This is a genomic window from Bradyrhizobium sp. S69, from assembly GCF_009766005.1.
Taxonomy (GTDB): domain Bacteria; phylum Pseudomonadota; class Alphaproteobacteria; order Rhizobiales; family Xanthobacteraceae; genus Bradyrhizobium.
On sequence record NZ_LMUK01000060.1, the window covers coordinates 362469 to 387020 of the forward strand.

The 24552-nt window shown below is 63.9% G+C and carries 21 protein-coding genes; 10 read left to right on the plus strand and 11 right to left on the minus strand.

Translation table 11 applies throughout. The features are described from left to right. Positions 1-21: 21 nt before the first annotated feature. Positions 22-930 carry a TPM domain-containing protein gene (locus tag GSQ88_RS33395; protein ID WP_159012501.1) on the plus strand — a complete coding sequence of 303 codons (909 nt, stop codon included), beginning with the start codon at positions 22-24 and terminating at the stop codon, positions 928-930. 18 nt (positions 931-948) lie between these two features. Next, complete coding sequence (locus GSQ88_RS33400; protein WP_159012502.1) at positions 949-1446, plus strand: TPM domain-containing protein; 498 nt, start codon at positions 949-951, stop codon at positions 1444-1446. Between the two features lie 56 nt (positions 1447-1502). On the opposite strand, the gene GSQ88_RS33405 is transcribed toward GSQ88_RS33400, so the two are convergent. From GSQ88_RS33405 to GSQ88_RS33420, 4 genes are all read right to left on the minus strand, one after another. Then, entirely contained in the window at positions 1503-2051 is a 549-nt protein-coding gene (locus GSQ88_RS33405) for a hypothetical protein (RefSeq protein WP_349628254.1), read from the minus strand. A gap of 456 nt (positions 2052-2507) precedes the next feature. Continuing rightward, positions 2508-3119 carry a glutathione S-transferase family protein gene (locus GSQ88_RS33410; RefSeq protein WP_159012503.1) on the minus strand — a complete coding sequence of 204 codons (612 nt, stop codon included), beginning with the start codon at positions 3117-3119 and terminating at the stop codon, positions 2508-2510. An 82-nt stretch (positions 3120-3201) separates the two neighbouring features. Next, a complete protein-coding gene (locus GSQ88_RS33415) occupies positions 3202-4014 on the minus strand; it encodes an MBL fold metallo-hydrolase (protein WP_159012504.1) in 813 nt (270 codons plus the stop codon). Next, a complete protein-coding gene (locus GSQ88_RS33420) occupies positions 4011-4382 on the minus strand; it encodes a Crp/Fnr family transcriptional regulator (protein ID WP_159012505.1) in 372 nt (123 codons plus the stop codon). Before GSQ88_RS33420 ends, GSQ88_RS33415 begins: the two co-directional genes overlap by 4 nt. Positions 4383-4602: 220 nt before the next feature. On the opposite strand from GSQ88_RS33420, the gene GSQ88_RS33425 reads away from it, so the two are divergent. The 5 genes from GSQ88_RS33425 (at position 4603) to GSQ88_RS35090 (ending at position 10481) form a co-directional block, all read left to right on the plus strand. Then, positions 4603-5628 (plus strand): hypothetical protein, encoded by a 1026-nt coding sequence (locus GSQ88_RS33425; protein ID WP_246785191.1) that lies wholly within the window; start codon positions 4603-4605, stop codon positions 5626-5628. A 150-nt stretch (positions 5629-5778) separates the two neighbouring features. Further along, the gene (locus GSQ88_RS33430) at positions 5779-7353 is read left to right on the plus strand and encodes a hypothetical protein (RefSeq protein ID WP_159012507.1); all 1575 of its coding nucleotides are present in this window, start codon (positions 5779-5781) and stop codon (positions 7351-7353) included. A 102-nt stretch (positions 7354-7455) separates the two neighbouring features. Further along, on the plus strand, positions 7456-8691 hold the full coding sequence (locus tag GSQ88_RS33435) for a flavin-dependent oxidoreductase (protein WP_159012508.1): 1236 nt from the start codon (positions 7456-7458) through the stop codon (positions 8689-8691). Between the two features lie 167 nt (positions 8692-8858). Continuing rightward, positions 8859-10271 carry an MFS transporter gene (locus tag GSQ88_RS33440; protein ID WP_159012509.1) on the plus strand — a complete coding sequence of 471 codons (1413 nt, stop codon included), beginning with the start codon at positions 8859-8861 and terminating at the stop codon, positions 10269-10271. A 48-nt stretch (positions 10272-10319) separates the two neighbouring features. Then, positions 10320-10481: a hypothetical protein gene (locus GSQ88_RS35090; RefSeq protein ID WP_174248173.1), complete on the plus strand. Its 162-nt coding sequence runs from the start codon at positions 10320-10322 to the stop codon at positions 10479-10481. A gap of 93 nt (positions 10482-10574) precedes the next feature. Here GSQ88_RS35090 and GSQ88_RS33445 read toward each other — a convergent pair whose 3' ends face one another. Further along, entirely contained in the window at positions 10575-11780 is a 1206-nt protein-coding gene (locus tag GSQ88_RS33445) for a CaiB/BaiF CoA transferase family protein (RefSeq protein WP_159012510.1), read from the minus strand. A 354-nt stretch (positions 11781-12134) separates the two neighbouring features. Then, a complete protein-coding gene (gene putA / locus GSQ88_RS33450; RefSeq protein WP_159012511.1) occupies positions 12135-15143 on the minus strand; it encodes a bifunctional proline dehydrogenase/L-glutamate gamma-semialdehyde dehydrogenase PutA in 3009 nt (1002 codons plus the stop codon). A gap of 103 nt (positions 15144-15246) precedes the next feature. Here putA and GSQ88_RS33455 point away from each other — a divergent pair, with 103 nt between their 5' ends. Further along, positions 15247-15933 carry a hypothetical protein gene (locus GSQ88_RS33455; RefSeq protein ID WP_246785192.1) on the plus strand — a complete coding sequence of 229 codons (687 nt, stop codon included), beginning with the start codon at positions 15247-15249 and terminating at the stop codon, positions 15931-15933. Positions 15934-16203: 270 nt separating this feature from the next. On the opposite strand, the gene GSQ88_RS33460 is transcribed toward GSQ88_RS33455, so the two are convergent. Continuing rightward, positions 16204-16404 carry a cold-shock protein gene (locus GSQ88_RS33460; RefSeq protein ID WP_159012512.1) on the minus strand — a complete coding sequence of 67 codons (201 nt, stop codon included), beginning with the start codon at positions 16402-16404 and terminating at the stop codon, positions 16204-16206. A gap of 424 nt (positions 16405-16828) precedes the next feature. Further along, entirely contained in the window at positions 16829-18565 is a 1737-nt protein-coding gene (locus tag GSQ88_RS33465; protein WP_159012513.1) for an adenylate/guanylate cyclase domain-containing protein, read from the minus strand. A gap of 171 nt (positions 18566-18736) precedes the next feature. Between GSQ88_RS33465 and GSQ88_RS33470 the strand changes: the two genes are divergently transcribed. Beyond that, entirely contained in the window at positions 18737-20518 is a 1782-nt protein-coding gene (locus GSQ88_RS33470) for a glycosyltransferase family 39 protein (protein ID WP_159012514.1), read from the plus strand. Here GSQ88_RS33470 and GSQ88_RS33475 read toward each other — a convergent pair. From GSQ88_RS33475 to GSQ88_RS33485, 3 genes are all read right to left on the minus strand, one after another. Continuing rightward, positions 20510-20842 carry a GIY-YIG nuclease family protein gene (locus GSQ88_RS33475; protein WP_159012515.1) on the minus strand — a complete coding sequence of 111 codons (333 nt, stop codon included), beginning with the start codon at positions 20840-20842 and terminating at the stop codon, positions 20510-20512. The genes GSQ88_RS33470 and GSQ88_RS33475 overlap by 9 nt on opposite strands. 248 nt (positions 20843-21090) lie before the next feature. Continuing rightward, positions 21091-22128 (minus strand): YcjF family protein, encoded by a 1038-nt coding sequence (locus GSQ88_RS33480; protein ID WP_159012516.1) that lies wholly within the window; start codon positions 22126-22128, stop codon positions 21091-21093. Next, positions 22125-23594: a YcjX family GTP-binding protein gene (locus GSQ88_RS33485; protein WP_159012517.1), complete on the minus strand. Its 1470-nt coding sequence runs from the start codon at positions 23592-23594 to the stop codon at positions 22125-22127. Before GSQ88_RS33485 ends, GSQ88_RS33480 begins: the two co-directional genes overlap by 4 nt. A 213-nt stretch (positions 23595-23807) precedes the next feature. On the opposite strand from GSQ88_RS33485, the gene trhA reads away from it, so the two are divergent. Then, a complete protein-coding gene (gene trhA, locus GSQ88_RS33490) occupies positions 23808-24503 on the plus strand; it encodes a PAQR family membrane homeostasis protein TrhA (RefSeq protein ID WP_159012518.1) in 696 nt (231 codons plus the stop codon). Positions 24504-24552: the final 49 nt, after the last annotated feature.

The window sequence follows — 24552 nt, forward strand, 5'->3', positions numbered from 1 at the left end:
CCGGCAAAGAGATTGAGCGCGATGAACGCTGCCAGAGCCTCTCTCGTTGCGTTATTGCTGTGCTGGGCCTCGTTGGCGTTAGCCCAGGTCGCGGTGCCGCCGCTTGTGGGGCGCGTGGTCGATCAGACCGGCACGCTGTCCAGCGACGACATCGCTTCGCTGAACCAGAAGATCAGGGATTTCGAAGCGCGCAAGGGCAGCCAGATCGCGGTGCTGATCGTGCCGACCACGGAACCCGAGGCCATCGAGCAATACTCGATCCGGGTGGCCGAAGCCTGGAAGATCGGACGCAAGAAAATCGATGACGGCGCGATACTTCTCGTCGCCAAGAACGATCGCAAGCTTCGCATCGAGGTCGGCTATGGCCTCGAAGGTGCGCTGACCGACGCGACCTCCAAGCGCATCATCGACGAGATCATTACGCCGAAATTTCGCAGCGGGGATTTTGCCGGCGGCATTTCCGATGGCGTCGACCGCATCATCGGCGTCGTCGATGGCGAGCCACTGTCGGCGCCCCCGCCGCCGCAGCGGGAGTCGCGATCGGGCTCGCCTTCGCTCGAGTTTCTCAACCCGTTCAATCCGTTCGTTCTCATCGGGTTATTGATCTTCGGCGGAGCGTTGCGGAAACTGTTGGGCCGCCTGCTCGGCTCGGCGGCAGCCGGTGGCCTGGCGGCGCTGCTCGCCTGGTATTTCTTCACCTCGTGGATCCTCGCAGGCTTCGCCGGCGTGGTCACATCGATCTTCACGATGTTCGCCGACAGCATCACGGCGCCGACGCCGGTCGGCCGTGGCGGCCGCAGAAGTGGCGGCTGGTCCGGCGGCGGATATAGCGGCGGATCCTATTCCGGCGGCAGCAGCAGCAGTTCAAGCAGCGACAGCGGCGGTGGTGGCGGCAGTTTCGGCGGCGGCGGCGCATCCGGTAGCTGGTAGATCGGAACTGGTGGGCATATGGGCATCGCGCGTATCGGCAAACATCTCCTCGAACACCGCTGGCGGGCGCAGCGGCTGTTTCCGCCACCGGTGCTGGCCGCGATCGAACAGGCGATCAAGACCGGTGAGACCACCCATTCCGGCCAGGTCCGCTTTGTGGTGGAGGGTGCGCTCGACGGCGCGCCCCTGTTTCGGGGGCAGCTGGCGCGGGAGCGCGCGATCGATGTCTTCGCGCAGTTGCGAATCTGGGACACCGTCCACAACAACGGCGTTCTGATTTATCTGCTGCTGGCCGATCGAAACGTCGAGATCGTCGCGGATCGCGGCATCGATGCGAAGGTGAATGCCGCAGGTTGGGAAAAGATTTGCGCCGGGATGGAGAGCGATTTCAAGGCGAGAAAATTCAAGAGCGGCGTGATCCGGGGGATCGAGGCGGTCTCGCGGCAATTGGCGCAGCATTTCCCCGCGCACGGCAAGGGCCCGAATGAACTGCCGGACGCGCCGGTGGTGATTTAATCAGGTCAAACGTGCAGGCCGAAGCCTGCACGCCCTTCGTTATTGTGCGGCCCACCTCAATTACAATTGCGCGGGTCGACCACGACATATTGCCCGGACGGGTAGCGATAATAACAACCGCCTTGCGCCAGATAATAGCCGGGACGGGCCGCGGCCGATGCGCCAACCAGCGCTCCGGTCGTGCCGCCGACAACGGCGCCGGCAATCGCGCCACCAGGCCGGCCGGTCAGCGCGCCACCCAGGATGCCGCCGATCAACGCGCCGCCAATCGCGCTCGCAGCGGGGTCAGGCGGTGGTGGTGGGGGCGGGGGATAGGCAGCAACCGCGGGCGGCGGATAGCCTCCTCCGGGGGGCGGCGCATAACCGTCCGGACCGGGCGGCGGCCCTTCGTCGGCATAGGCATCGTCGGCAAATTCGACATCGGACACGTAGGTCGGCGGACCATCGAGCCGTTGCGGATAGAAATACCATGCGCCGCCGACGTCCCACCACCAGCCGTCGCGGCCATCGCGAACCTCGTGATGCCAGCGGCCGCCACCCCAGGCGAGATGACCATGATAGCCGTGTCCGCCGAAATTGCGCATCGGCAAGGGTCCGTGCGCCATGCGAGGTCCGCCGGGCCGCCCCACGCGCGGGCCTCCGGGCCCTCCCAAATGTTGCGGTCCGCCGGGGCCGGGGTGTACCGGTCCGCCGGGGCGCATCGCTGGCCCGGCCGGCCGCGCCGGTCCGCCCTTTGCCTCGGGCCTTCTCGGTTCTTCTGCCTGCGCGGACAGTGCGAACACCGAGACGATTGAAATCATTGGAAACAGAGCCGCAAAGCGTTTGGACGCGCGCACCGGTTGGCCTCCCATCGCAGCACCAAGCTGCATCCGTTACTGTTTCAAGTTCGACGAAGACCTCAACTTAATTTCCCGTAACCTGCCGCGTTGTCGATGGTTTGTCCGGGTTTCGGTCGCGCGACCCGTTGGCTCGAAAACGCTCTCTTCGGTAGTCGCCAACCGGGACAAGGCAATCCGAGTCCGGCCAACGAGGGTCATGAAAATCCTGTTCCAGACCTGATCTCACGCCTTGACGGATGGCCGCTCCGCGACGCGCGCAAACCAGCTCGCGATGTTGGTGTTGGCGGGATCGAGCGGCTGGCCGACCTCGCCTCCGAAATCGACCCAGCAATAGAGCAGGATATCGGCGAGCGTGAAACGTTTGCCGCACAGATAGTCCTTACCCGCGATCTGGCCGTCGAGCCATTGCAGGCGGTTAGCCGCGATCATCTTGAGGCCGGGAGAGGCGTCCGGCGCTACCGGTATCCGCTTTTGAAAGAATCTCAGAGCCTCGCCGAAGCGATAGCCGTTGGCGAGCGGTTCGCAGATATTGAGATCGACGCGCCGGGTCCACATCCGGCACTCGGCGCGCGCTTCCGGCGTTCCGCCGATCATCGGCGGCGCCGGATATTTCTCCTCGAGATATTCACAGATCGCGGTGATCTCGGAGAGGTAGCTGCCGTCGTCGAGTTCGAGCGTCGGCATCTGGCCGTGCGGATTCCGCCTCAAATGATCGGCTTCGCGATTCTCGCCCTTGCGCAGGTCGACAGCCTGCCGCGGCATGTCGATGCCCTTTTCCGCCATAAACATCCGGACGATGCGCGGGTTGGGTCCGATCGAGTCATACAGTTTCACGGTTTGCTCCCCTGTTTTTTATCGTTGTGGGACGCTTTTGAGCAGACCGCCGGGGCGTCTGTCAAACCGGTGACGACAAGATTCAGCCGTCGTCGAGCTTGTTGAGGTCACGCACCGATTGCATGATCGGCTCGAAATTCGATCGCGCGTCGAGCGCATCGAACAATTGCGCTGTGTCCGACAGCAATCCATGGGATCGCTGCAGTGCGATCCGCACATCGTCCTGCGGCGTGTCGGACAGGCGGCCATGACCCGACAGCAGGATTTTGGAATTCAGCCCCTTCAGCCGCTCCAGCGACTGGATGTAGTCGCTGATGCTGCCCGATCCGAACACGCCGCCCATCACCCCGCCCGGCATCAGGGTGTCGGCCGCGAACAGCAGTCCCTTTTCATGGTCGAACAGGCTGATGCAGGCCGAGGTATGACCCGGCGTGTACATCACGCTGAGGCGGAAATTGCCGAGGTCGATCAGATTGCCTTCTTCCAGCCAGATATCGATATTGATCGGAACATCCGGCTCGTTGAACATCTTGCGCAGCATCGAGAAGTCGTCACGAAGCATGATCTTGTTGGCGGCCAGGCGATGCGCGGCGATGATGGTGCGGCCGCCGAAATGATAGGCCGCGCCGATGTGATCGAGATGCTCGTGGCTGAGGATCACCATATCGATCTTGTCCGGCGGGCAGCCGACATGTTCGAGGCATTCCAGCAGCGCCGGATAATTCGAGGACAGCCCGACATCGATCATGATGGTTCGCGATTTGCCGCGCACCAGATAGGCGTTGGCGGCGCGATTCTTGAACCGCACCTGGTAGACGTCCTCGGCGGCCTGAATCAGCGAGCAGACGCTATTGTCACGGAGAACCGGAAACGGGCTCGGTCTGTGCTCGCTCATGGGGTGGCGGCCCGGAAGGTGAGGGCGTTGGAGGCCCGCAGCCGCTTGCTCAGCGCATCCATCACCATCAGCGCGAAGGCCGGCTGCTGACTGACCAGGTAGACGAAGCGGGCGTGATTGATCCGCATCACGCGGGTGCCGGGGGCGGCGGCTATCGCGGTGGCCGAACGGGCCGAGCCATCGATCACCGCCATTTCGCCGAAGAACTCACCCTTGCCGAGCGTCACGATCACGGTCTTGCTGGCGCCGTTTTGCTTGACGATGTCGATCCTGCCGTCGAGCACGACGAACAGCTCGCGGCCGGTCGAGCCCTCCTCGAAAATGACGTCGCCCACCGCAAATTCGTTGATGCACTTTTCGATCGTCATGGCGCCCCCTGCCTTCTGGCTGGTCGGTCGGGCCATGCTATCGCGTTTTCAGGCCAAGTGGCAGCCGGTTCGGGTGCGGCAAACGCGCCGCAACAACAACTTGGCGGCGCAAGAAAGGTGGGCCGGACGACTTCCTAAAATTTCCGTAAGCCGATGGCCGGTAACGATTTCGCAAGCAATGAAAGTTACCAAAAGGTCAACCCATTGTGGAGACTTAGCCGTGAGCGAACAAGCCGAGCAGACGAGCGCTGAATCCGGTTCTTCCGGGGCCGAGCCGATCGTTGCCCATTCTTCGGATGTTTCAAGCGAGCCCACCGCGATATCGGCGGAAGCGCCTGTCGAGGTGGAGTCTCCAGCTTTGGTACCTGAACAAGGCGCTGGCGAAGCTCCGGAAGTGAGCGTTCCCAAGGTCGAGGCTCCCAGGGTTGAGGCCTTCAAGGCCGAGTCCTTCAAGGCAGAGGCTTCCAAATCAGAACCGCGCGTGCCCGGCAACGTCATGATCATGTCGTCCGCCAACCGCGGCTGGGACCATGAAGAGACCGGCCCGGCGCAAGACTCCGAACCAAGCCAGAGCATGTTCGGCAAGCGCCGGCTTTCGGCGCTCGCCGCCGTGGTGGCGCTGGCCGCGATCGCGGGTGCAATTGGCGGCGCCATGGCGACCGCGGGCCTTCAGCAGTTCGCCGGTCACGACACAGCGCTTGCCGCCAACGCCATGCCCTCCACCAATGCCGCTTTCGATGCGACGGTGGCGCGGATCGACGCCGACATCGCAGCACTCAAGGCGAGCGTCGAACACACCTCGAAAGTCGGTCTGGCGCAGTTCGGCAAGACCAATGACCGCCTCGACAAGGTCGAGAAGGCCGAGCTTGAACCGTTGGCGAAACTCGCCAAGCTCTCCGAGCAGGTCGAAAAGCTTCACGCCACGCCGCCAACTCCGGTCGCGGCCGCGGCACCCCCGCCGGCGGCCCCGAAGGAAGTGACCGGTTCGATTACGCCGCCGGGGAACGCCGCAGCGACCGGGCCGAAGGTCGCGGACGTCAAGATGGAGGTCGGCCGCTTGCCGACCATCGACGGCTGGATCCTGCGCGACGTCGCCAATGGCGGCGCGCTGATCGAGGGACGGCAAGGCATCTTCGAAGTCTATGCCGGCGATCTGGTGCCGGGCCTCGGCCGCATCGATGCGGTGCGGCGCCAGGATGGCCATTGGGTAGTGGTCACCAGCAGGGGCCTGGTCGTTGCCCGCTAGGCTGCGATCGCCGCGATTAAACAGGCTATAGTTGCGAAAGCGCTTCACTGTCATGTGAGGCGCTTTTTCGCATTTCGGGCTACCACACTATCGCCCACACCGGGTGCGACACGCCTTGAATAAGCGTCAGGATACGGTGTTAGTCTGGATATGAGTCACGGCTTGCGATTTCTTGTACCATTGCTGGCGCTTTGTGGTGCGTGGCACGCGGTGCAGGGCGCGCCGCTGGAGCGCGGCACCGCGATCACCGATCCGCTGGCGTTGCGCGAACTCGATCGCGGCAGGTTCGGTCTTGGCCGCATCCTGATGCCCGATCGATCAGCCGATACGTCGATCGTGGACGGCGAGTTGTTTGCCTTGCCGTCGATGGCGCCGGTCCGCAGCGCGATCGATGCCGAGTTCGACCGCTACGTCGCAAGTCACAAGGCCGATCATCCGGGTGAGAGCATCGGCGTTGCTGACACCAACGACTTTCAACTGTTCGATCGCGCGCAGCTTTATTCCGACGAGTCGCGCTTCGTGCTGTCGGGCATCGTCAACCGGATGGACCGCGCCTATGTGGCGCCGGAGACCTGCGGCGAAATCCGGCTGATCTACCGCCTGATCCCGACCAAATCGGCGCAAGCCACCGACAGCCTGGCCTCGCCGCGCTTGCCGATGACGCTCAATGTCGTGCTCAAGGCGAAAGGCGATCACGCGGTCGCAGTCAATGGCGCGGCGGTCACCTGCGCCGAAGTGGCGCGGCGATGGCTCGCGGCGGGTGACTTGCCGCTGACCGGTGCTGTACTTGCGGAAAAACTGGCCGCGCCGGAGGGGCCGCTCGATCTGGTTGCGCCGCAAAATATCGACCGCATCGAAACCAACATCCAGATTGTCCATGCGCTGAAATCGCCGACCCGCGATTTCCGCACCGACTATCTCTTGAAGGTGTTCGATTATAATGCGCAAAACCACGCGTTCGAGGAAACGCCGCTCGAGAACCAGATCGATCGCGCGCGTCTCTTGGCCGACCGTAAGCTGGCGCGCGCCTTCAAGGCGTGGTTGCTCGATCCGCAGCATTTCACCGAACTCGATCGCGGCACGCTTGTGATCCCGCCCGAATATCTCGCCACCGGCGCGATTGCCGCCACACCGGTCGGATTTTCGGCCTCCAACCTGCAGCCCGAATTTGGCCTGGTGCAGGGCGATGCCGCCAAGATCGACCCGAAGATCGATCCGGTCTTCAGCAATGACGATGTCGTCACGGCCCTGAAAAAGGCCGCCGAGCGTGGCGGCCCGTTGCAGAACATCCGCTCGCTGGCGGGCTTTGAACGCCGGCTCAACGACGTGACCTGCGCGGGTTGCCATCAGACCCGCGGCATCGGCGGCTTTCATTTTCCTGGCGTCGACTGGCTGGCGCCCAACCCTTCCAATGCCAATATCGTGCCGGCGTCGCCGCATTTCTTTGGTGACCAGGCCCGGCGTCGCGATATCCTGATGGCGTTGCGCGACGGCAAGACGCCGGATTATTCCCGCGGCTTCTCCAGCCGCCCACAATTGCGCGGCAGCTCCGAACTCGCCGGCACCGAATATGACGACGGCTGGGGCGCGCATTGCTATGCGCCGCATGCCGGCGCCGCCGACAACGACCGCAGTTTTAGATCATGGACCTGCGCCAAAGGACTGGCGTGCCAGGTCGTCGACAAGGCTTCGCGGATGGGGATGTGCTTCGTCAAAACCCGCTAGAAATGGGTGCTGCCTACAGCCTCGAGATTGACAGTAGACTGATCAATCTGTTTCATCCGCCCAACGATCTGGATCGCCCAACGCGGCGTGCGGGAAGGAAACATGGACGATATCGTCATCGTCGGCGGTGGCGTTGGCGGGCTGACGCTCGGGCTCGCGCTGCACGCGGCCGGAATTCCCTGCCGGATCTTCGAGTCGGTGGCCGAAATCAGGCCGATCGGCGTCGGCATCAATCTGCTGCCGCATGCCAGCAAGGAACTTGCAGCGCTCGGGCTGGAACAGGCGCTGTCGCGGATTGCGATCGAGACCAGCGACGCGACCTTCTTCAATCGCTTCGGCCAACTGATTTATCAGGAGCCGCTCGGACGGGCGGCGGGGTACGCGCACCCGCAATTCTCGATCCATCGCGGCGATCTGCAGATGGCGTTGCTCGATGCATTTCGCGCCCGCGCGGGTGGCGACCGGTTCTTGACCGGCCATCATTGCACCGGCGTCGAGCAGGACGCTTGCGGCGTCAGCGTGCATTTTTCCGATCGTCCGGACGGCGACAACCGGTGCACGGTACGCGGCCGCGTCGCGATCGCCTGCGACGGCATCAATTCGGCGATCCGCAAGCAGTTTTTCCCGGACGAAGGTGAGCCGCGCTATTCCGGCATCAACATGTGGCGCGGCGTGACGCGATGGAAACCGATATTGTCGGGCGCCAGCATGGTGCGGGCGGGGTGGATGTCGCACGGCAAGATGGTGATCTATCCGATCCGTCCCGCCGCTGCCGACGGATTGCAGCTCGTCAACTGGGTCGCGGAAATAGAGACGCCGGTTTATCGCAAGCGTGACTGGAACCGGCCCGGCTCGATCGACGATTTCATCGGCGCCTTCGCCGATTGGCACTTCGATTGGCTCGATGTCCCGGCGCTGATTCGTGGCGCCGACAGCGTGCTGGAATTTCCGATGGTGGATCAGGACCCGTTGCCACGCTGGAGTTTCGATCGGGTGACGTTGCTGGGCGATGCCGCGCATCCGATGGTGCCGCGCGGTTCCAATGGTGCCGGCCAGGCCATTCTCGACGCGCGGGCGTTGACCTCGGCGCTGCTCGAGAATGCCGATCCGGCTGCGGCGCTCGCGGTCTACGAGAGGCAGCGTCTCGAAGCCACCACGCGCATCGTGCTGACCAACCGCAGCAACCCGCCCGACGCCATCCTGCGCGAGGTGTTCGAGCGCACCCGCGATCGTCCGTTCGCGGCGATTGAGGATGTTATCAGCCGCGATGAGCTGGTCGGGTTGTCGGAAGCCTACAAGCGGATCGCCGGTTATTCGAAGGATGCGTTGCGCGGGTAGTGCGTAAGGATCGTCATTGCGAGCGCAGCGAAGCAATCCAGTGCCGCAAGCGAAGAACTGGATTGCTTCGTCGCAAGGGCTCCTCGCAATGACGAACATAGAAAACCAACAGCGTCAAGGAAGCCGGGCTGACAAGACTCGCGCGGTGACGTTTCCGGGGAAACAAGATGGCCATTTCGAACTCTCAAAGCAGCACGGCGCCTGTCGATGTCGTTGAATTCATCGATCAACAGCCGGTTGGCGGATTCCAGATAAAATTGCTGCTGCTTTGCGCGGCGGTGTTGTTTCTCGACGGCTTTGACACCCAGGCGATCGGTTATGTCGCCCCGGCGCTCGCCGGTGAATGGGGCCTGACCAAGGCGGCCCTTGGCCCGGTGTTCAGCGCGGGCTTGTTCGGGCTGATGATCGGCGCGCTGTTGTTCGGGCCGCTGGCCGATCGCATCGGACGCCGCAAGATTATTATTTTCTCGACCCTGGCGTTCGGCATCGGCACGTTCGCGACCGCCTTTATCGGCGACGTCCATTCGCTGCTCGCGATCCGGTTTCTGACCGGGCTCGGCCTCGGTGGCGCGATGCCGAATGCGATTGCGATGACGTCCGAATTCAATCCGCGTCGTCGCCGCGCGACCATGGTGATGATGATGTTCTGCGGTTTTTCGGTGGGGGCGGCGCTTGGCGGCTTGCTTGCGGCCGCGCTCATTCCGCTATTTGGCTGGCGCTCGGTCTTTGTCGTCGGCGGCGCCGTGCCGCTGTTGCTGGTGCCGATCCTGGCGCAGCGCCTGCCGGAATCGGTCCGGTTCCTGGTGCTCAGGGGACGCGCGCCGCAGCGGGTCGCGCAATTGCTCGGATCGATCGGCCCGAAGGCGTCATTCGCGCCGGGGACACGGTTCGTCGTGCATGAGCCGGAACTGACGGGGATTCCGGTATTACATCTATTTCGAGATGGACGAACCCTGGTCACGCTGCTGCTGTGGGTGGTGTTCTTCATGAGCCTGCTCGACCTTTATTTCCTGTCGAACTGGCTGCCGACGGTTCTCAATGACCTCGGCGCGTCGGTGTCGGAAGCGGCGGTGATCGGCTCGATGCTGCAGGTCGGCGGCATTGTCGGAACGTTCGCGCTCGGCAGCATCATCGACCGCTTCTCGTTTCGCGCGCTGGCGCTGGTCTATTTCATCGCCGTGTTTGCCATCGGTGCGATCGGCCATCTCGGACATTCCGCTGTTTTGGTCACGCTGGCGATCTTCGTTGCCGGATTGTGTATCGTCGGCGGCCAGATCGCGGCGAATGCGCTGGCCGCGGCGTTCTATCCGACCGCGGTCAGGGCGACCGGGGTCGGCTGGGCGCTTGGCATCGGCCGGATCGGCTCGATCGTCGGACCGCTGGTCGGCGGCGCCCTGTTGAGCATGAAATGGAGCGCCGCGGAGGTTTTCATGACGGCGGCTTGTGCCGCGCTCTGCGCCGCATTGGCGGCGTTTTCCCTGAGCCGGCTGACGGGCATCGGCGGCCATGGCGGCGCTGCGCCGGATTCATCGGCGGCGTTCGAAGCGGCGTTGCGTCCATCGACGACGGCTGGCCTGTAGGGTAGTCTTCGATCAGGTGGAACCAACGAACAGGCCGGGAGGCGGGCGATGGGCGAGGCTAATGAGGACAAGGCACGCAACCGCGAGATCGCCGAGAACGAAGCCCAACGGCAAACCGTCAGCGCGATCCGGGTCTCGACATGGGCGATCGCGGTCGCCGTCGTCATCGGCCTCGCCGCCGTCGGCTGGGTGCTGCTGCACAACAACTAGAAGCTGTCATTGCGAGCGCAAGCGAAGCAATCCAGGGTCACGGAAAGAACTGGATTGCTTCGTCGCAAGAGCTCCTTGCAATGACGGATGTGCTCAGCCGACCGCGCCCAAATTGCGCAATTGCCGGATCGCGGCCTCGTCATAGCCGGCCTCGCGCAGCACCTCGTCGCTGTGCTCGCCGATATTGGGCGGGCGGCGCGGCGCGGTCTTTGTGCTGCCATCGACCCAGATCGGGCTGTTGACGGTCAGCAAGCTGTCGCCTTCGAACGGCACCAGCACGTCGTTGTCGATCATCTGCCGGTCGGTCGGAATGTCGTCGAGGATGCCGACCACGCCGAACACCAGGCCGTTACCGTCCAGCCGCGCGCGCCATTCGGCCAGGTCCCGGGTGGCGAAGATCTCGTCGAACAGCTTGATCAGTTCCAGCGAGCGGGCGTGGCGATCGGTCTTGGTGGCAAATCGCGAGTCGCTGATCAGGTCCTCGCGGCCGAGGCAGCGGGTCAGCGCCGGCCACTGCTTTTCCTCGTTGAGCAGCGACAGGATAATCCAGCGGCCGTCGCGGCATTTGTAGTGATTGGTCACGGCGTTGAGCGCGTGTTCGCGCGGCCGCCGCTCTGAGAATTTGGCGCCGCATAATTTGGCCTGCGCCATCACCCCGTTGGCCCAGACGCCGTTGGCCATCAGGTTCGAGGCGACATGCGAGCCTTTGCCGGTGCGCTCGCGCTTGTAGAGCGCGGTGACGATCGCGCCATACAGCGCCATCGCGCAGGGGTGGTCGCCCATGCCGGCCACCGAGCGCGCCGGCGTGGTGGTGGTATCGGCGCGCACCAGATCCATCAGGCCCGAACGCGCCCAATAGGCGTTGCTGTCGAAGCCGGGTTTGTTGGCCTCCTCGCCCTTTTCGCCATAGCCGGTGAACGAGGCGTAGATCAGCCGTTCATTGAGCGGGGCAAGCTCGGAATAGGCGATGCCGAGCCGGCCGCGCACCGCCGGCGGAAAATTCGTGATGAAGACATCCGCCTCGGCGGCGAGCCGATGCAACACCGCCTGTCCCTCCGGCTTGCTCAGATCGAGCGCCAGGCTACGCTTGTTGCGGGCTTCCAGCAGCCATGCGAAATTATGTTCGCTCTGCGGGTAGCCCGGCAAATTCGGCAGGTTGCGATAGGGATCGCCCGATCCCGGCGGCTCGATCTTGATGACCCGGGCGCCGAAATCCGACAGCACGGTTGCAGCCGCCGGCGCTGCGATGAAGCTCGCGCAGTCCAGAACCTTGAGGCCTTCGAAGATGCCGTCTTCCATAGTGAGATCGCTCCCGTGACGTTTGTTGGTTTTGTCCGTGTGCCGGAATTTCGCGGTCTGATGTTCTGTGTGACGGCCATTTGACCCATGTTGGGTAGCAGATGCAACGGCACTTGCTGCATCGCGGGACGGCATAACTACAACCACTCGTCATCCGCGCAACAACTTCACCGTCATCCTGAGGTGCGCGCTCTTTCTTGCGCGCCTCGAAGGATGGCCGCAAGCATGACGCTGAACAGCATCCTTCGAGGCTCGCAAGAGCTCGCGCCTCAGGATGACGGCGAACCCGTTGCGGGCGTACCTCACGGGTGAACGCAATTGCGTTCGTCCCGAGGATGACGACCGTTGCGCTTCCTACTCCCCGCCCGACAGCAACGCCGCATTGCCGCCGGCGGCGGCGGTGTTGATGGTCACGGTCTGTTCGGTGGCGAAGCGGGCCAAATAATGCGGGCCGCCGGCCTTCGGGCCGGTGCCGGACAATCCATGGCCGCCGAACGGCTGTACGCCGACCACCGCGCCGATCATGTTGCGGTTGACATAGACGTTGCCGGCCTGGAGACGGTCGATCACGTCCTCGACGGTATCGTCGATCCGCGAGTGAATGCCGAGCGTCAATCCGTAACCGGTGCGCTCGATCGATCGCAGGACGGCATCGAGTCCGTCCGCCGGGTAGCGCACCACATGCAACACCGGGCCGAACACTTCCTCGGTGAGCTGAACGGCGTCCGACAATTCAAAAATATGCGGTGCAACGTAATTACCGTCGGGCGCGGCGCTTGCGAGATGCACGCGAGCCTCTCGCTTCATGCGGGCAATATGGGCCTCCAGCCGCGCTTTGGCTTCCGCTTCGATCACCGGCCCGATATGCACCGACGGGTCGCGCGCGTCGCCGATCTTCAGTTCGCGCGCGGCACCCGCGATCATCTCGATCATGCGATCGGCGACCTCGTCCTGTACGTATAGCAGCCGCAAGGCCGAGCAGCGTTGGCCGGCCGAACGAAAGGCCGAGGTCACGACATCGTCGGCGACCTGCTCGGGCAACGCGGTGGCATCGACGATCATCGCATTGATGCCGCCGGTTTCCGCGATCAGCGGCACGATCGGGCCGTCCTTGGCCGCCAATGCCCGGTTGATCGATCGCGCCACCTCGGTTGAACCGGTAAACACCACGCCTGCGATGGCGGGATCGGCGACCAGTGCCGCGCCGATTCGGCCGTCGCCTTGCGCCAGATGCAGCACTGAAGTGGGGACGCCGGCCTCGTGCAGCACACGGGCGGCCTCCGCCGCGATCAACGGCGTCTGTTCGGCGGGCTTGGCGACCACGCTATTGCCGGCCATCAGCGCCGCCGTAACTTGCCCCAGAAAGATCGCCAGCGGGAAATTCCACGGCGATATCGCGATGAACACGCCGCGGCCGCGCCATCGCAGCACATTGCTTTCCCCGGTCGGGCCCGGCATCGCTTCGCCCGCGCCGAACTGTTTGCGGCCTTCGGCGGCGTAGTAGCGGCAGAAATCAGCGGCCTCGCGGACTTCCGAGAGCGCGTCGTCGAGCGTCTTGCCGCCTTCGGATTGCAGCAGCGCGATGAAATGCGCCGAGCGAGCTTCGAGCAGCTCGGCCGCCTGCTCCAGGATCGCGGCGCGCCTTTCGGCGGGCGTCCGGCTCCATGTTGCAAAGCCCGCGCGGCCGATCGCGACCATGCGGCTTGCGTCGTCCGCACTGGTCTCGCTGACGCGATCGACCGCCGTAGGGTCGCCGGCAATGGCTGATGTCAATTGGCTCAACGCTGTGCGTTCACCGAACTCGATGCCGCGCGAATTGATCCGCTGCGGCCGGTACAGATCGCGCGGCAGCGGAATCTCCGGATGTCGCGCATGGTCCGCGGAGCCTATGATATCGGCCGGCCGGCGCAGCAAATTTGCCACCGGCACCTTGTCGTCGGCGGCGAGCGCCACAAAGGACGAATTGGCGCCGTTCTCCAGCAGCCGCCGCACCAGATAGGCCAGCAGATCGCGGTGGCTGCCGACCGGCGCATAGGTGCGACAAGCGAGATCCGGGCGATCCCCGCTCAATTGGGCGTACAGCGCTTCGCCCATGCCGTGCAGGCGCTGGAATTCGAATCCGTCGCTGCCGTCCGCAAGCTCGATCAATGTCGCAACCGTCAGTGCGTTGTGGGTGGCGAATTGCGGGAAGATGCGCGGCCGCAGCGCCAGCAGTTTGCGGGCGCAGGCGACATAGTTCAGGTCGGTCATCGCCTTGCGGGTGAACAGCGGATAGTCGTCGAGACCGCGCTCCTGCGCGCGCTTGATCTCGGTGTCCCAATAGGCGCCCTTGACCAGACGCACCATCATCCGCCGGTTCAGCGTTCGCGCGAGGCCGTCGACATAGTCGATGACGTCGCCGGCGCGTTTCTGATAGGCTTGGATTGCAAGCCCAAAACCGTCCCAGCCCGCCAGCGATGCGTCGCCGAGCGCCGCCGCGATCACGTCGAGCGATAGTTCCAGCCGGTCGGCTTCCTCGGCATCGACCGTGAAGTTCAGGTCATAGGTCTTGGCCTGGCGCGCCAGTTCGACCAGACGCGGCACCAATTCGCTCATCACGCGTGCGTGGCTCACCGCTTCATAGCGCGGATGCAGCGCCGAGAGTTTGACCGAGATGCCGGGCCGGTCGGGCAGCGGCCGTTCGCCGGCACCGCGGCCGATGGCTTCGATGGCGCTGGCATAGGACAAGAAATAGCGCGCAGCGTCATTTGCCGTACGCGCGCCTTCGCCGAGCATGTCGAAGGAATATCGCGGCGCCGGCATCCTGTGCGGCTGCGCCCGCGCCAGCGCCGATTCGATGGTTTCGCCGAGCACGAAATGGCTGCCCATCAGCCGCATCGCCTGCCGTGTCGCCGCGCGCACCGCAGGCACGCCCAGGCGCTTGGCCAACCGTCCGATGGTGCCTTGTGGGGTTTCACCGGGCTTGATCACACGGGCGGATACACCGAGGGCCCATGCCGACGCGTTGACCAGGAACGCGCTGGATCGGGTTTCGTGGTGGACGAAGTCGCCCTGGCCAAGCTTGTCCTCGATGAAGCGATCGGCGGTACGGCTGTCGGGCACGCGCAGCAGGGCTTCCGCGAGCACCATCAGTGCGAGGCCCTCTTTGGTCGACAGCGCGAACTCGCGAAGCATATCCTCGACGCCGCCGAGCGGGTCGTCATTGGCCCTGATCGCCCCGATCAGGCACGTGGCCGTGGCGTCGATCCGCTTTTCCCGCGCTGCGTCCAGCCCAGCGGTTTCGAGCAACCGGGCCGCGATCAGGCGATCGTCCGGCGCATAGGGTGCCTTGAATGGGACCGAGGATGCTGCATCAGACGTCATGGCACGACCTGAAGTTTCCTCATTCTATATGGACACTGGCTTTCAATCGCCAAACCGCTGCGATAGATTTCGCGCGATTTTTTGATGGGAAACGCGGCGGCGGATGACATTCTCGGACAGGCGAAAGCGATCCAGCGGACGGGGCGGACGCACGGCGTTTGGCGGATTTGCGATTCGTGGATTCGTGCTGCCGTTGATCGGCTCGGTGCTGGCCGTTGTGCCGCTGCCGGCGGGCGCGACCGAACTGACGGCCCCGCAGGCGGCGCTGTACAGCACGGTGTCGATCTACCCGCCCTCGGCGGCATCGATGACGGTCTGCTACAGCTTCGTGTGCCGGCGCCGCGAAATCCTCGCCTTCACGCCCGGCGACCGTGGCACCCTGACGCGGATCCTCGCCGCCGGCCGCGCCTCGGCCGCGGCGGAACGGGCGGCGGTACAGCAGGCCGTGATCTGGTTCGATCGCCGCATGGGCCCGATCCTCGGGACCAACAAACGCGTCGCCAATGCCGACGTGCGCGCGATGGACGACAAGCATAATTACGATTGCTGGGACACCACCCGCAACACCACCAGCCTATTGCTCGTGTTGCAGGAATGGGGACTGTTCAAGTTTCATACGGTCGGCGACCCGCATTATCGCGGCAATCCGCTGGTGTTGCAGCTGCCGCACAACACCGCGGTGCTGGTCGAGCGCGCGACCAAGGTCGAGTGGGTGGTGGACATGTGGCCGCGCGGCTATGCGCAGCCGCCGGATGTCATGACGCTGGTCCAGTGGATGAAGGAAGATTGAAAAACCGCGCGCTTCGCAAATTGCGCCAGATACAACGCAATGCACAGGCGATGACATGCGTGCGAGAGCACGCGACTGGCCATGCGTGCAAGAGCACGCGCTTGCTCCTGCCGGGCGTTGTGTTTGTGGGAGATGTACCCGCAAGCCCCGCTCCCGGATTACGTCCGAGAGGGTGCCGCCGTGATCTCAATTTTTTAAACTTAAAGTCTCGAAGTTGAAGTCTTGACCTGACAGTCGCGAACTTAAAGCCCCGACACTACAGTCTTTGGCCTAAACCTTGAGGTTCTCAGCCGAGGTCTTGCCGCGATTGGCTACCTCTTCGTATTCCACCGTCTGTCCTTCGTTGAGCGTTGACAGGCCAGCTTTTTCGACTGCCGAAATATGAACGAAAACGTCCTTGCCGCCACTTGAAGGCTGGATAAACCCATAACCCTTGGTCGCGTTGAACCACTTCACAGTACCTTTAGCCATCACGTCGTCTCCGCGGGATCAAAAATTGATCACGAGCTGCCAGTCCCCGCAAACCGGCATGCCCGACCAGCGTACGATACGCGGTCTGCGCGAGCCTTGATAGAGCTTAAACGACATCCCGATTCTGGCGGAAAACGATCATAATCGCGGCGCATTTCGCACTTTTTGCCGATTTTACCCGTCCCGAGGCATTTTTTTAGCCACGGCGAAACGCTCGGCCGCCCGGTTTTAAGGAAAAACTTACCCAACATCCCGCGCGCGCCTCGCGCACCCGGCGGCATTTTGCCGATGCTGCGTTGCGAAAAAACAAAACCCCCCGACCGTGCACGACGGCCGGGGAGTTTGGAACGAAGCGTCCTAATTACGATCAATAGCAGACGTTGAAGGTGCGCAGGCGGTAGCCGTAACGCGTCAAAAATAAAAGCTACGCCGCGACGATGGCGTGGTCGTCGATCAGCGCGGACAATGTCTTCGCGGCGCTGACGGTGCGCACGATCATCGGACCGGAGCGGCCGCGGATCGCAACTTCCTGCTCGGGCAAACTCTCTGCCGCAAGCCCGGCGGTGATGCGAACCTCTTCGGAGAGGATCGCTTCGCAAGCCAGGCTCTTGGTCATGTCCTGCAACCTCGCCGCGACATTGACCGCGTCGCCGAGCGCGGTGAACACCATGTGCTCACGGTAGCCGATGTCCCCGATGATCACCTCGCCGCCGTGAATGCCGATGCCGAAGCCGATCGGCTCGTGCAAATCGTGGCTGAGGAATCGATTCAATTCCTCGATATTGACGGCGATCAACGCTGCCGCCTTCAGCGCCTGGCGGCAGGCGACCTGCGGGCTGGTCTGCAGCCCGAACAGCGCCAGCTCTCCGTCACCGATGAACTGGTTGGGCTGTCCGCCGCATTCGATCACCGCCTGCGACACCGCGCTCAGGAACCGGTTGACGATAAAGACCGTATCGAACGGCAGCCGCTGTTCCGCGAGTTTTGTCGAGCCGCGCATGTCGACGAACATGCTGACGAGATAACGCTCCTGGCCGATCCGTTGCGGCTGCGAGGCGTGGGCGTTGGCCGACATCAAATGCGGCATGAAGAGCTGGAAGAACGACAGGTCTTCGGTCGGACGCAACTGGCAGGCGAGCCTGACCGACGGATCGGCGGTTCGGCCGCGGTTCAGGATGAAGGCTTCCCGCGGCGACGGTTCCGGCAATGTTCCATAGTCGCCGATCACCCGGATGCGGCACGTCGAGCAGCGGGCGCGGCCACCGCAAACACTGGCGTGCGGTACGTTGTGGCGCAGGCTCGCTTCCAGCACGCTGAGGCCCTTCGGCACCCGAACCGCGCGGCCATTGCCATAGGACAGGGTGATCATGCCGCCGCGCCGCTCGTACAGCGCGCGCGCGCCCTTTGCCAGCAGCACCAGGGCGATCAAAGCGAGATAGCCGATCAACAGGTCATCGGCGATATCGTCGAGCGTCTTTTGCTGGGCCGGCGTGCCGACCTGGCGCTCGGAAAGATTGCTGGTCCGCCAGTCCGGATTGCTGCTGTCGGCTGCGACGCTGCGGCCGCCCTGATAAAAGCCCAACAGCGCCAGCGTCGGAACCAGCACCGCCGCGGCCAGCAGGAACGGCGCGGCACGTTTGAAAAAGGCCTTCATCCGCAGCCAGAAATAAAGCCCGATACTGCCGTGAACCCAGGCGATGACCAGCACCGCGGACATCAGCCATACCCGGTACGGGCGTGCGACCCAGAACGAATAAAGCTCCTGCGGATAGAGCTTTTCATGGGCGAAGAGCGACTGGCCGAGCCGCGCCCCGACGACATGCGCGACGATCAGCGCGGGGATGCTCAAACCGAGAACGAGCTGCAGCGGCTCGATCGCGCGCCAGTGAAATTGCCGGCGCTGGTACAGCGCCCAGATGCCCAATGCGGCGTGAACCAGAGCCGCGCCATAGAACACGATCGCAACCGGGGGAAATCGCCAGAACAGGATGTGGTAATGCAGCCCCTTGGCCAGCGCCGCCATCGAGATGTTGCCAAGCGCGTGGTTGAGGAAATGGCTGAGCAGATAGGTAAACAGCACCAGGCCACAGGCCAAGCGAATCTGCCGGAGGCCGATGCCACGAAAAGATCTTGCGAACTGGGAGCGGACGGCTGCGATCATCTGATTCAGTTAATGGATATCGGCGATGGTAGAGTTTTATTCCCGGACTGAACAGCTTTTCGCCGTCGTCCCGGCGCCCGACGCAAAATGACGCGACGCAACTTGATCCACACCCTCCACGTTTAATCGTCCGCACGTTGACACCCCATTCGGAGCGGGCGAGAAGGCCCCATGACGATTGCCTCGCCCGATACCAGCGTCAGGCCGTACCGTGCCGCCCGTCGGCTGGGTTCGTTCCTTGAATCATGGCCGGGCGTCGTCACGCTGATTGCCGCGATGACGGCGATGCGCCTGATCTTCGCCGGCGTGATCGATCTGCGGACCGACGAGGCCTATTACTGGACCTGGTCGAAGGAGAACGTGCTCTCGTTCCTCGATCATCCGCCGATGATCGCGTGGTTCATCCGTTTCGGCACCGCGATCTTCGGCGACACCACTTTGGGCGTGCGGTTTGCCGGCGTGGTGGCCATGCTGGTCACGCAACTATTGCTCGCCGACATCGTGCGGCGCATGACCCGCGACGCCAGGGCCGTCGTGCTGGCGCTGTTGATGCCTGAGGCCGCGCTTTATTACGGGCTGTTGATGGCCAAGGTCTCGCCCGACGTGGCGATGATCCCGTTCGCGGTGGCGACGCTGTGGGCGCTGGTCCGGCTCAGCGCGAGCGGCGATGCGCGCTGGTGGCTGGCCGCGGGATTGTTCGCGGGGCTGGCGCTATTGTCGAAATTCACGTTCATCATGCTGCTTCCGGCGGTCGTGGCCTTCACGCTGGTGCCGGCCTGGCGATGGCGCTGGCTGAAGAGCCCGTTGCCCTGGCTCGCGGCGCTGATCGCGGTCGCGATTTTCCTGCCGGTGCTGATCTGGAACAGCGAGCACGACTGGGCGTCGTTCCGATTCCAGTTCGTGCGCGCGGTGGCGACCCACGAATGGTCGCTTCGCACGGTCGGCGAGTTCATCGGCATCCAGTTTGGGCTGGTCGGGTTCGTGATGCTACCGGTGGTGTTGTCGGGCGTGGTGCTGACGGCCTGGCGCGGATATCGCCGGCGCGAGGCGGTGCCGATCCTGCTGTCGACCTGCGTCATCGTTCCCTTCTGCTATTTCTTCTGGAAGTCGACGACGTTGCGGGTCGGCGATACCTGGCCGGCGTTTCTGTGGCCGGCCGGCTTGGCCGCCACTGCGATCAATATCGCGATGCCGCCAAGCGAAGATTGGCCGGCATGGATGGTCAGAGCGACGATCTTCTGGGTCAGGGCCGCGGTGGTGACCGGGATCGTCTTCGTCGTCGGGGTGTTTCTTTATTACGTCGCCATTCCCTGGAATTTCATCGGCCGCAACGATCCGATCGGCGGCGAGGCGGGTTACGAGCAGGTCGCGGAGCGGGCGCAGGCCGAACTGCGCAAGACCGGCGCGAGCTGGATTGCGACCACGGATTACCGGACCTACGCCATGATGCGCTGGTATTTCAAGGACCAGGTGCCGGTGGTCCAGATCAACGAGCGCGGCCGCTTCATGGGCTTTCGCGATCCCGGGATGGATTTGATCAGGGGGCATGCCGGGATTTATGTCGCGCGCGAGCCCGACAACGCCAATCCGGTATGGGCTTCCACCACCGCGGTGCGCGAGCCGCTCGAACAGGTCCAGCGGGCCTGGCGCGGGCTGGTGATGGATACCTACGCGCTGGAAAAACTAACCGGCTGGACCCCGGAACTGTCGCCGCCTCCGGATTCGCCGCTGTTCCGCTGGCGCGTGCTGGCCGGCGATTTTCCGATCGATGCCGATGGGAACCTCATCCTGAGGAGCGGCCCCTTGGCCGCGTCTCGAAGGATGGCCGCAAGTACCAGGGGCGCTAGCGATGATGCAGAGCAGTCATGGTTCGAGACGGCGCAAGAGCGCCTCCTCACCATGAGGCCGAAGAACGGAGCGCCGATGGCGAAACGTCCGACGCCTTCATCCTGAGGAGCCCGCGATTGGCGGGCGTCTCGAAGGATGAAGAGTTTTGCGCCGCGACAGCTCCTGCAACGCGGCTATGTCGCCTCGGATGGACGCCTGCTTCTTTGCCCGGCTCCATTTCTTGATCTTGCGCTCGTTTTCGATCGCATCCGTGACTCGATCGAACCATTGCGAGAACACCAGTTCTACCGGCCGGCGCGCCTGCGTATATCCCCCGAATGTTCCGTCGTTGTGCTGGGCGATCCTAATTTCAAGCGTCGAGCGAGTTGTTCCGACGTAATAACTGCCGTCGGCACATCGGAGGATATAAAGGTAGGCCCCGTCGTTCATTGCGAAATGCTCGCGTTTGAAACGTTCAGTAAGCGCAGGCCTCATGATGGATCGATCGGCACATTTGTCAATTCAGATGCGTGCTTGCGGCCATCCTTCGAGACGCGGCGAAAACGCCGCTCCTCAGGATGAGGGTGGCGGATGTTTAGGCGTCGGCGCGCCGCTCTTCGGCCTGATGATGAGGAGGCACCCTCCCGGCAGTGCACTTGCGTTGTCCGGCGCGCCGTCTCGAACCATGACTGCTCAGTTCACCCCTCGCCATCGTCGCGCTTGCGCAGCAAATCCTTGGCGAGATCGGTCAAAGCGGGGCGTGGCAGGGCGGTGAACGGTAGTGGGCGGGTGACGTCGATGGCGGCGAGGCCGAGCCGGGCGGTAAGCAGGCCGTTGAGGATGCCCTCGCCGAGGCGTTCGGACAATTTGGCCGCGATGCCGTGGCCCAGCATCTGCTGGATCATGCTGTCGCTCGCCGCCATGCCGCCGGTGACGGCGAGATGGGCGATGACGTGGCGTAATAGCCGGATCATGCCGAGCGTGCCCGGCCGGCCGCCATAGAGCCGCGCCAGTTGCCGGATCATCCGCAACGACGCCACGAATACGAAGAGAATATCGATCAGCGCGCGCGGGCTGACGGCGGTGACAACCGAGACGCGCTGGGCTGCCGATGAGACCAGGCGGCGCGCTTCCTGATCGAGCGGCGCCATCAATTCGCGCTCGGCCAGTTTGATCATGTCGGCGCCGTCGATGACGTCGTCAGCATGGCCTTGCAAGGTGGCGCGGGCGCGCGCCAGTTGCGGGTTCTGGTGCGCCAGCTTGAGAAGCTCCGTGACGATGGTCCGGCTGGCGGCGCGGTCGTCGCTGCGCAGCACGTCCGTGGCGCGCAGATGCATCTTCTCGATGGTGGCGAGCCGCGCCAGGCCGAAGGCTTCGCGCGCGATCACGATGGTCAGCGCCAGCGCTGCGACAAAGGCAAAACCCAGCCCGAGGAAACCAAGGCCCTCGCTGCGCGCGAACAGATCCTCGATCAGATGCGCGAGGCTGAGGCCGAGCCCGAGCAGCACCAGTCCGCCCAACGCCGTCCAGAACACCGCGCCCCAGCGCAGACCGGGGCGCGCCGGCAGCATCGGCATAGGTTCTAGCGGCACCGGCAGCAGTGCAGGGTCCGGTTCGGGCGTGACGCGAATGGCGCCGCGGGCCGGGCGGCTTTGGTCATCGGGGTCCATCACGACGACATCGGGATCGTCGAGCTTGAAGGTCTGGGGGCGCCGATGAGGCGATCGCTCGCTCATTGCAGTTTGTCTCCGATCAGGAACTGGAGGGCGCGGTCAAGGCGGATGTGAGGCAGAGCGGGAGCCTCAGTGCCCGGATGGTCGAGCAGCGGCGGCCGAAAGCGCAGAAAGCGAAAATCGGTCTTCTCCGGGGGGGCGCTGGAGAGGCCGTGAAAGGCGCCTTCGCCGCTGAAAAGCTGTTCCGGATCGGCGGGCAGGTCGCCCGGAAAGGTCGCGACCTCGGTGCTGCCGTCGAAGGTTTCGCCATCGACGCGCTCGCCTGAGGCCGGCGTGCCCAGGATCGAGGGCAGCCTGTCGCGGCCACGCGCCACCATCGCCTCGCGGGTGGCACGCACCGCGGCCAGCGCCACCACGTCGATCTCGGCCTCGGCATATTCGGCGCGGCTCACGGCTTTTGCGACCGTTCGTCGCAGGATCGCCTCCAGCCGATCATGGCTCGACTGATGCAGATGGTCGGCTTTGGTCGCCGCAAATAATATCCGGTCGATGCGCGGCCGGAACAGATTGCTGAACAGCGTCGAGCGCCCGATCCGGAAGCAATCCAGGATTCCCGCCAGCGCTGCTTCGAGGTCGTGCAGCGCCTCGGGGCCGGCATTGAAGGCCGCCAGCGCATCGACCAGCACGATCTGGCGATCGAGCCGCGAGAAATGATTGCGAAAGAACGGCCGGATCACGACGTCCTTGTAGGCCTCAAAGCGCCGCACCATCATCGCCCATAGCGAGCCGTCGGGGGCGGCGTCATCCGCCGGCACATCGAGCGGCGCGAACGTCAGCGCCGGCGAGCCCGCGAGGTTGCCCGGCATCAGAAAGCGCCCCGGCGGCAGCAGGCTCATGGCAAAGCGTTCGTCGCGGCAGGCGCGCAGATATTCGGTGAACAGCCGCGCCGAGGCCAGCGCCGCCTGCTCGTCGGCGGGACCCTCGGCCTTCAAGGGCGCAAGCTGGGCGTGCCATGGCGCCGCCAGTTTCGCGCGCGGGCCTTCGCGCGACAGCGCCAGGCTCTCGGCGGACCATTGCTGGTAGCTCTTGTTGAGTAGCGGCAGATCGAGCAGCCATTCGCCGGGATAGTCGACGATGTCGAGCGTCAGCGTGCGGTCGGCGCCATTGTGCCGCTGATAATCGATGACCAGCCGCAGTTCGCTGATGTCGACGGTGGAACTGGGCCAGTGCCGATCCGCGATCAGGGTGCGGACGTGGTTCTCGTAATCGAAACGCGGCACCGCGTCGTCGGGCTGCGGCGCGAGCCGGGCGCGGGCAATGCGCCCCGATGCGAAGGCCTCGAATACCGGAAAGCGGCCGCCGCGGGTCAGGCCGTGAACCAGCGCGGTGATGAACACGGTCTTGCCGGCGCGTGACAGCCCGGTGACGCCAAGCCGGACCGTCGGGTTGAACAAATGCTCGCCATAGTCGAGCAGCGCCCGCGCCGACAGGCGTGCTTCCTCGACAATTTTGGAAAACCTAGGGGCCATCAGGGAGGGTGCTCGAAGCGGAGGCAGCGGGTGAGCTAAAAAATGGCGATAAAGCGGGTAAAATCAAGCTTCACACTTCCGACCCGATTGTCGTGCGAGGATTTCTGAGGGGGCCTTTGAACGGTTCGTTGACCCTCCGAGACCTATGTTTAGAACCCTATATTCCGCTGCTCACTTATTCAGCGTTTCCTTGCGAAAGTCGATCCGGCCGCCATGACGATCTTCAGACTGAAGCAGATGGCCTCGACCTCCGCCCACGCGGTGGCGGGTGCCGTGCGCTGGAATTACGACCGCGCTGAGTTGATCGCCGATGGCATCGTGCACGCGATCGGGGTGTTCGGCGGGCTGATCGCGGCCACCGTGCTGATCGTGCTGACGGCGGTCTATGCCACCGCGCTCGATGTCGCCGTGGTATCGGTCTACGTCGCGGGTTTGCTGGCGATGCTGGTGCTGTCGGCGACCTATAATCTGTGGCCGGTCTCGCGCGCCAAATGGGTGCTGCGGCGGTTCGATCATTCGGCGATCTATCTGTTGATCGCGGCGACCTACACGCCGGTCATCATGGAATTGAAGGACAGCGTCATGGCCATGGTGCTGCTGGCCGGCGTCTGGTGCGTCGCGATCGTCGGCATCGCGCTCAAGCTGACGCTGCCGGGACGCTTCGACCGCTTGTCGGTCGGGCTTTATCTGGCGATGGGCTGGAGCGGCATCATGCTCTCGGGCCGCGTCGTCGCCACCTTGCCGACATTTGCGCTGTGCTTCGTGGCGGCGGGCGGGTTGCTGTATAGCCTGGGCGTGATCTTCCATGCCTGGCAGCGGTTGCGGTTCCAGAACGCGATCTGGCATTGTTTTGTGCTTCTGGGCGCGGCGTGCCATTATACGGCCGTGCTCGATCTGGTCATGACCTGAGCCTTGCAAGCTCCGCCGATCCAGACCGAAGCAACGAAGATAAACCTCA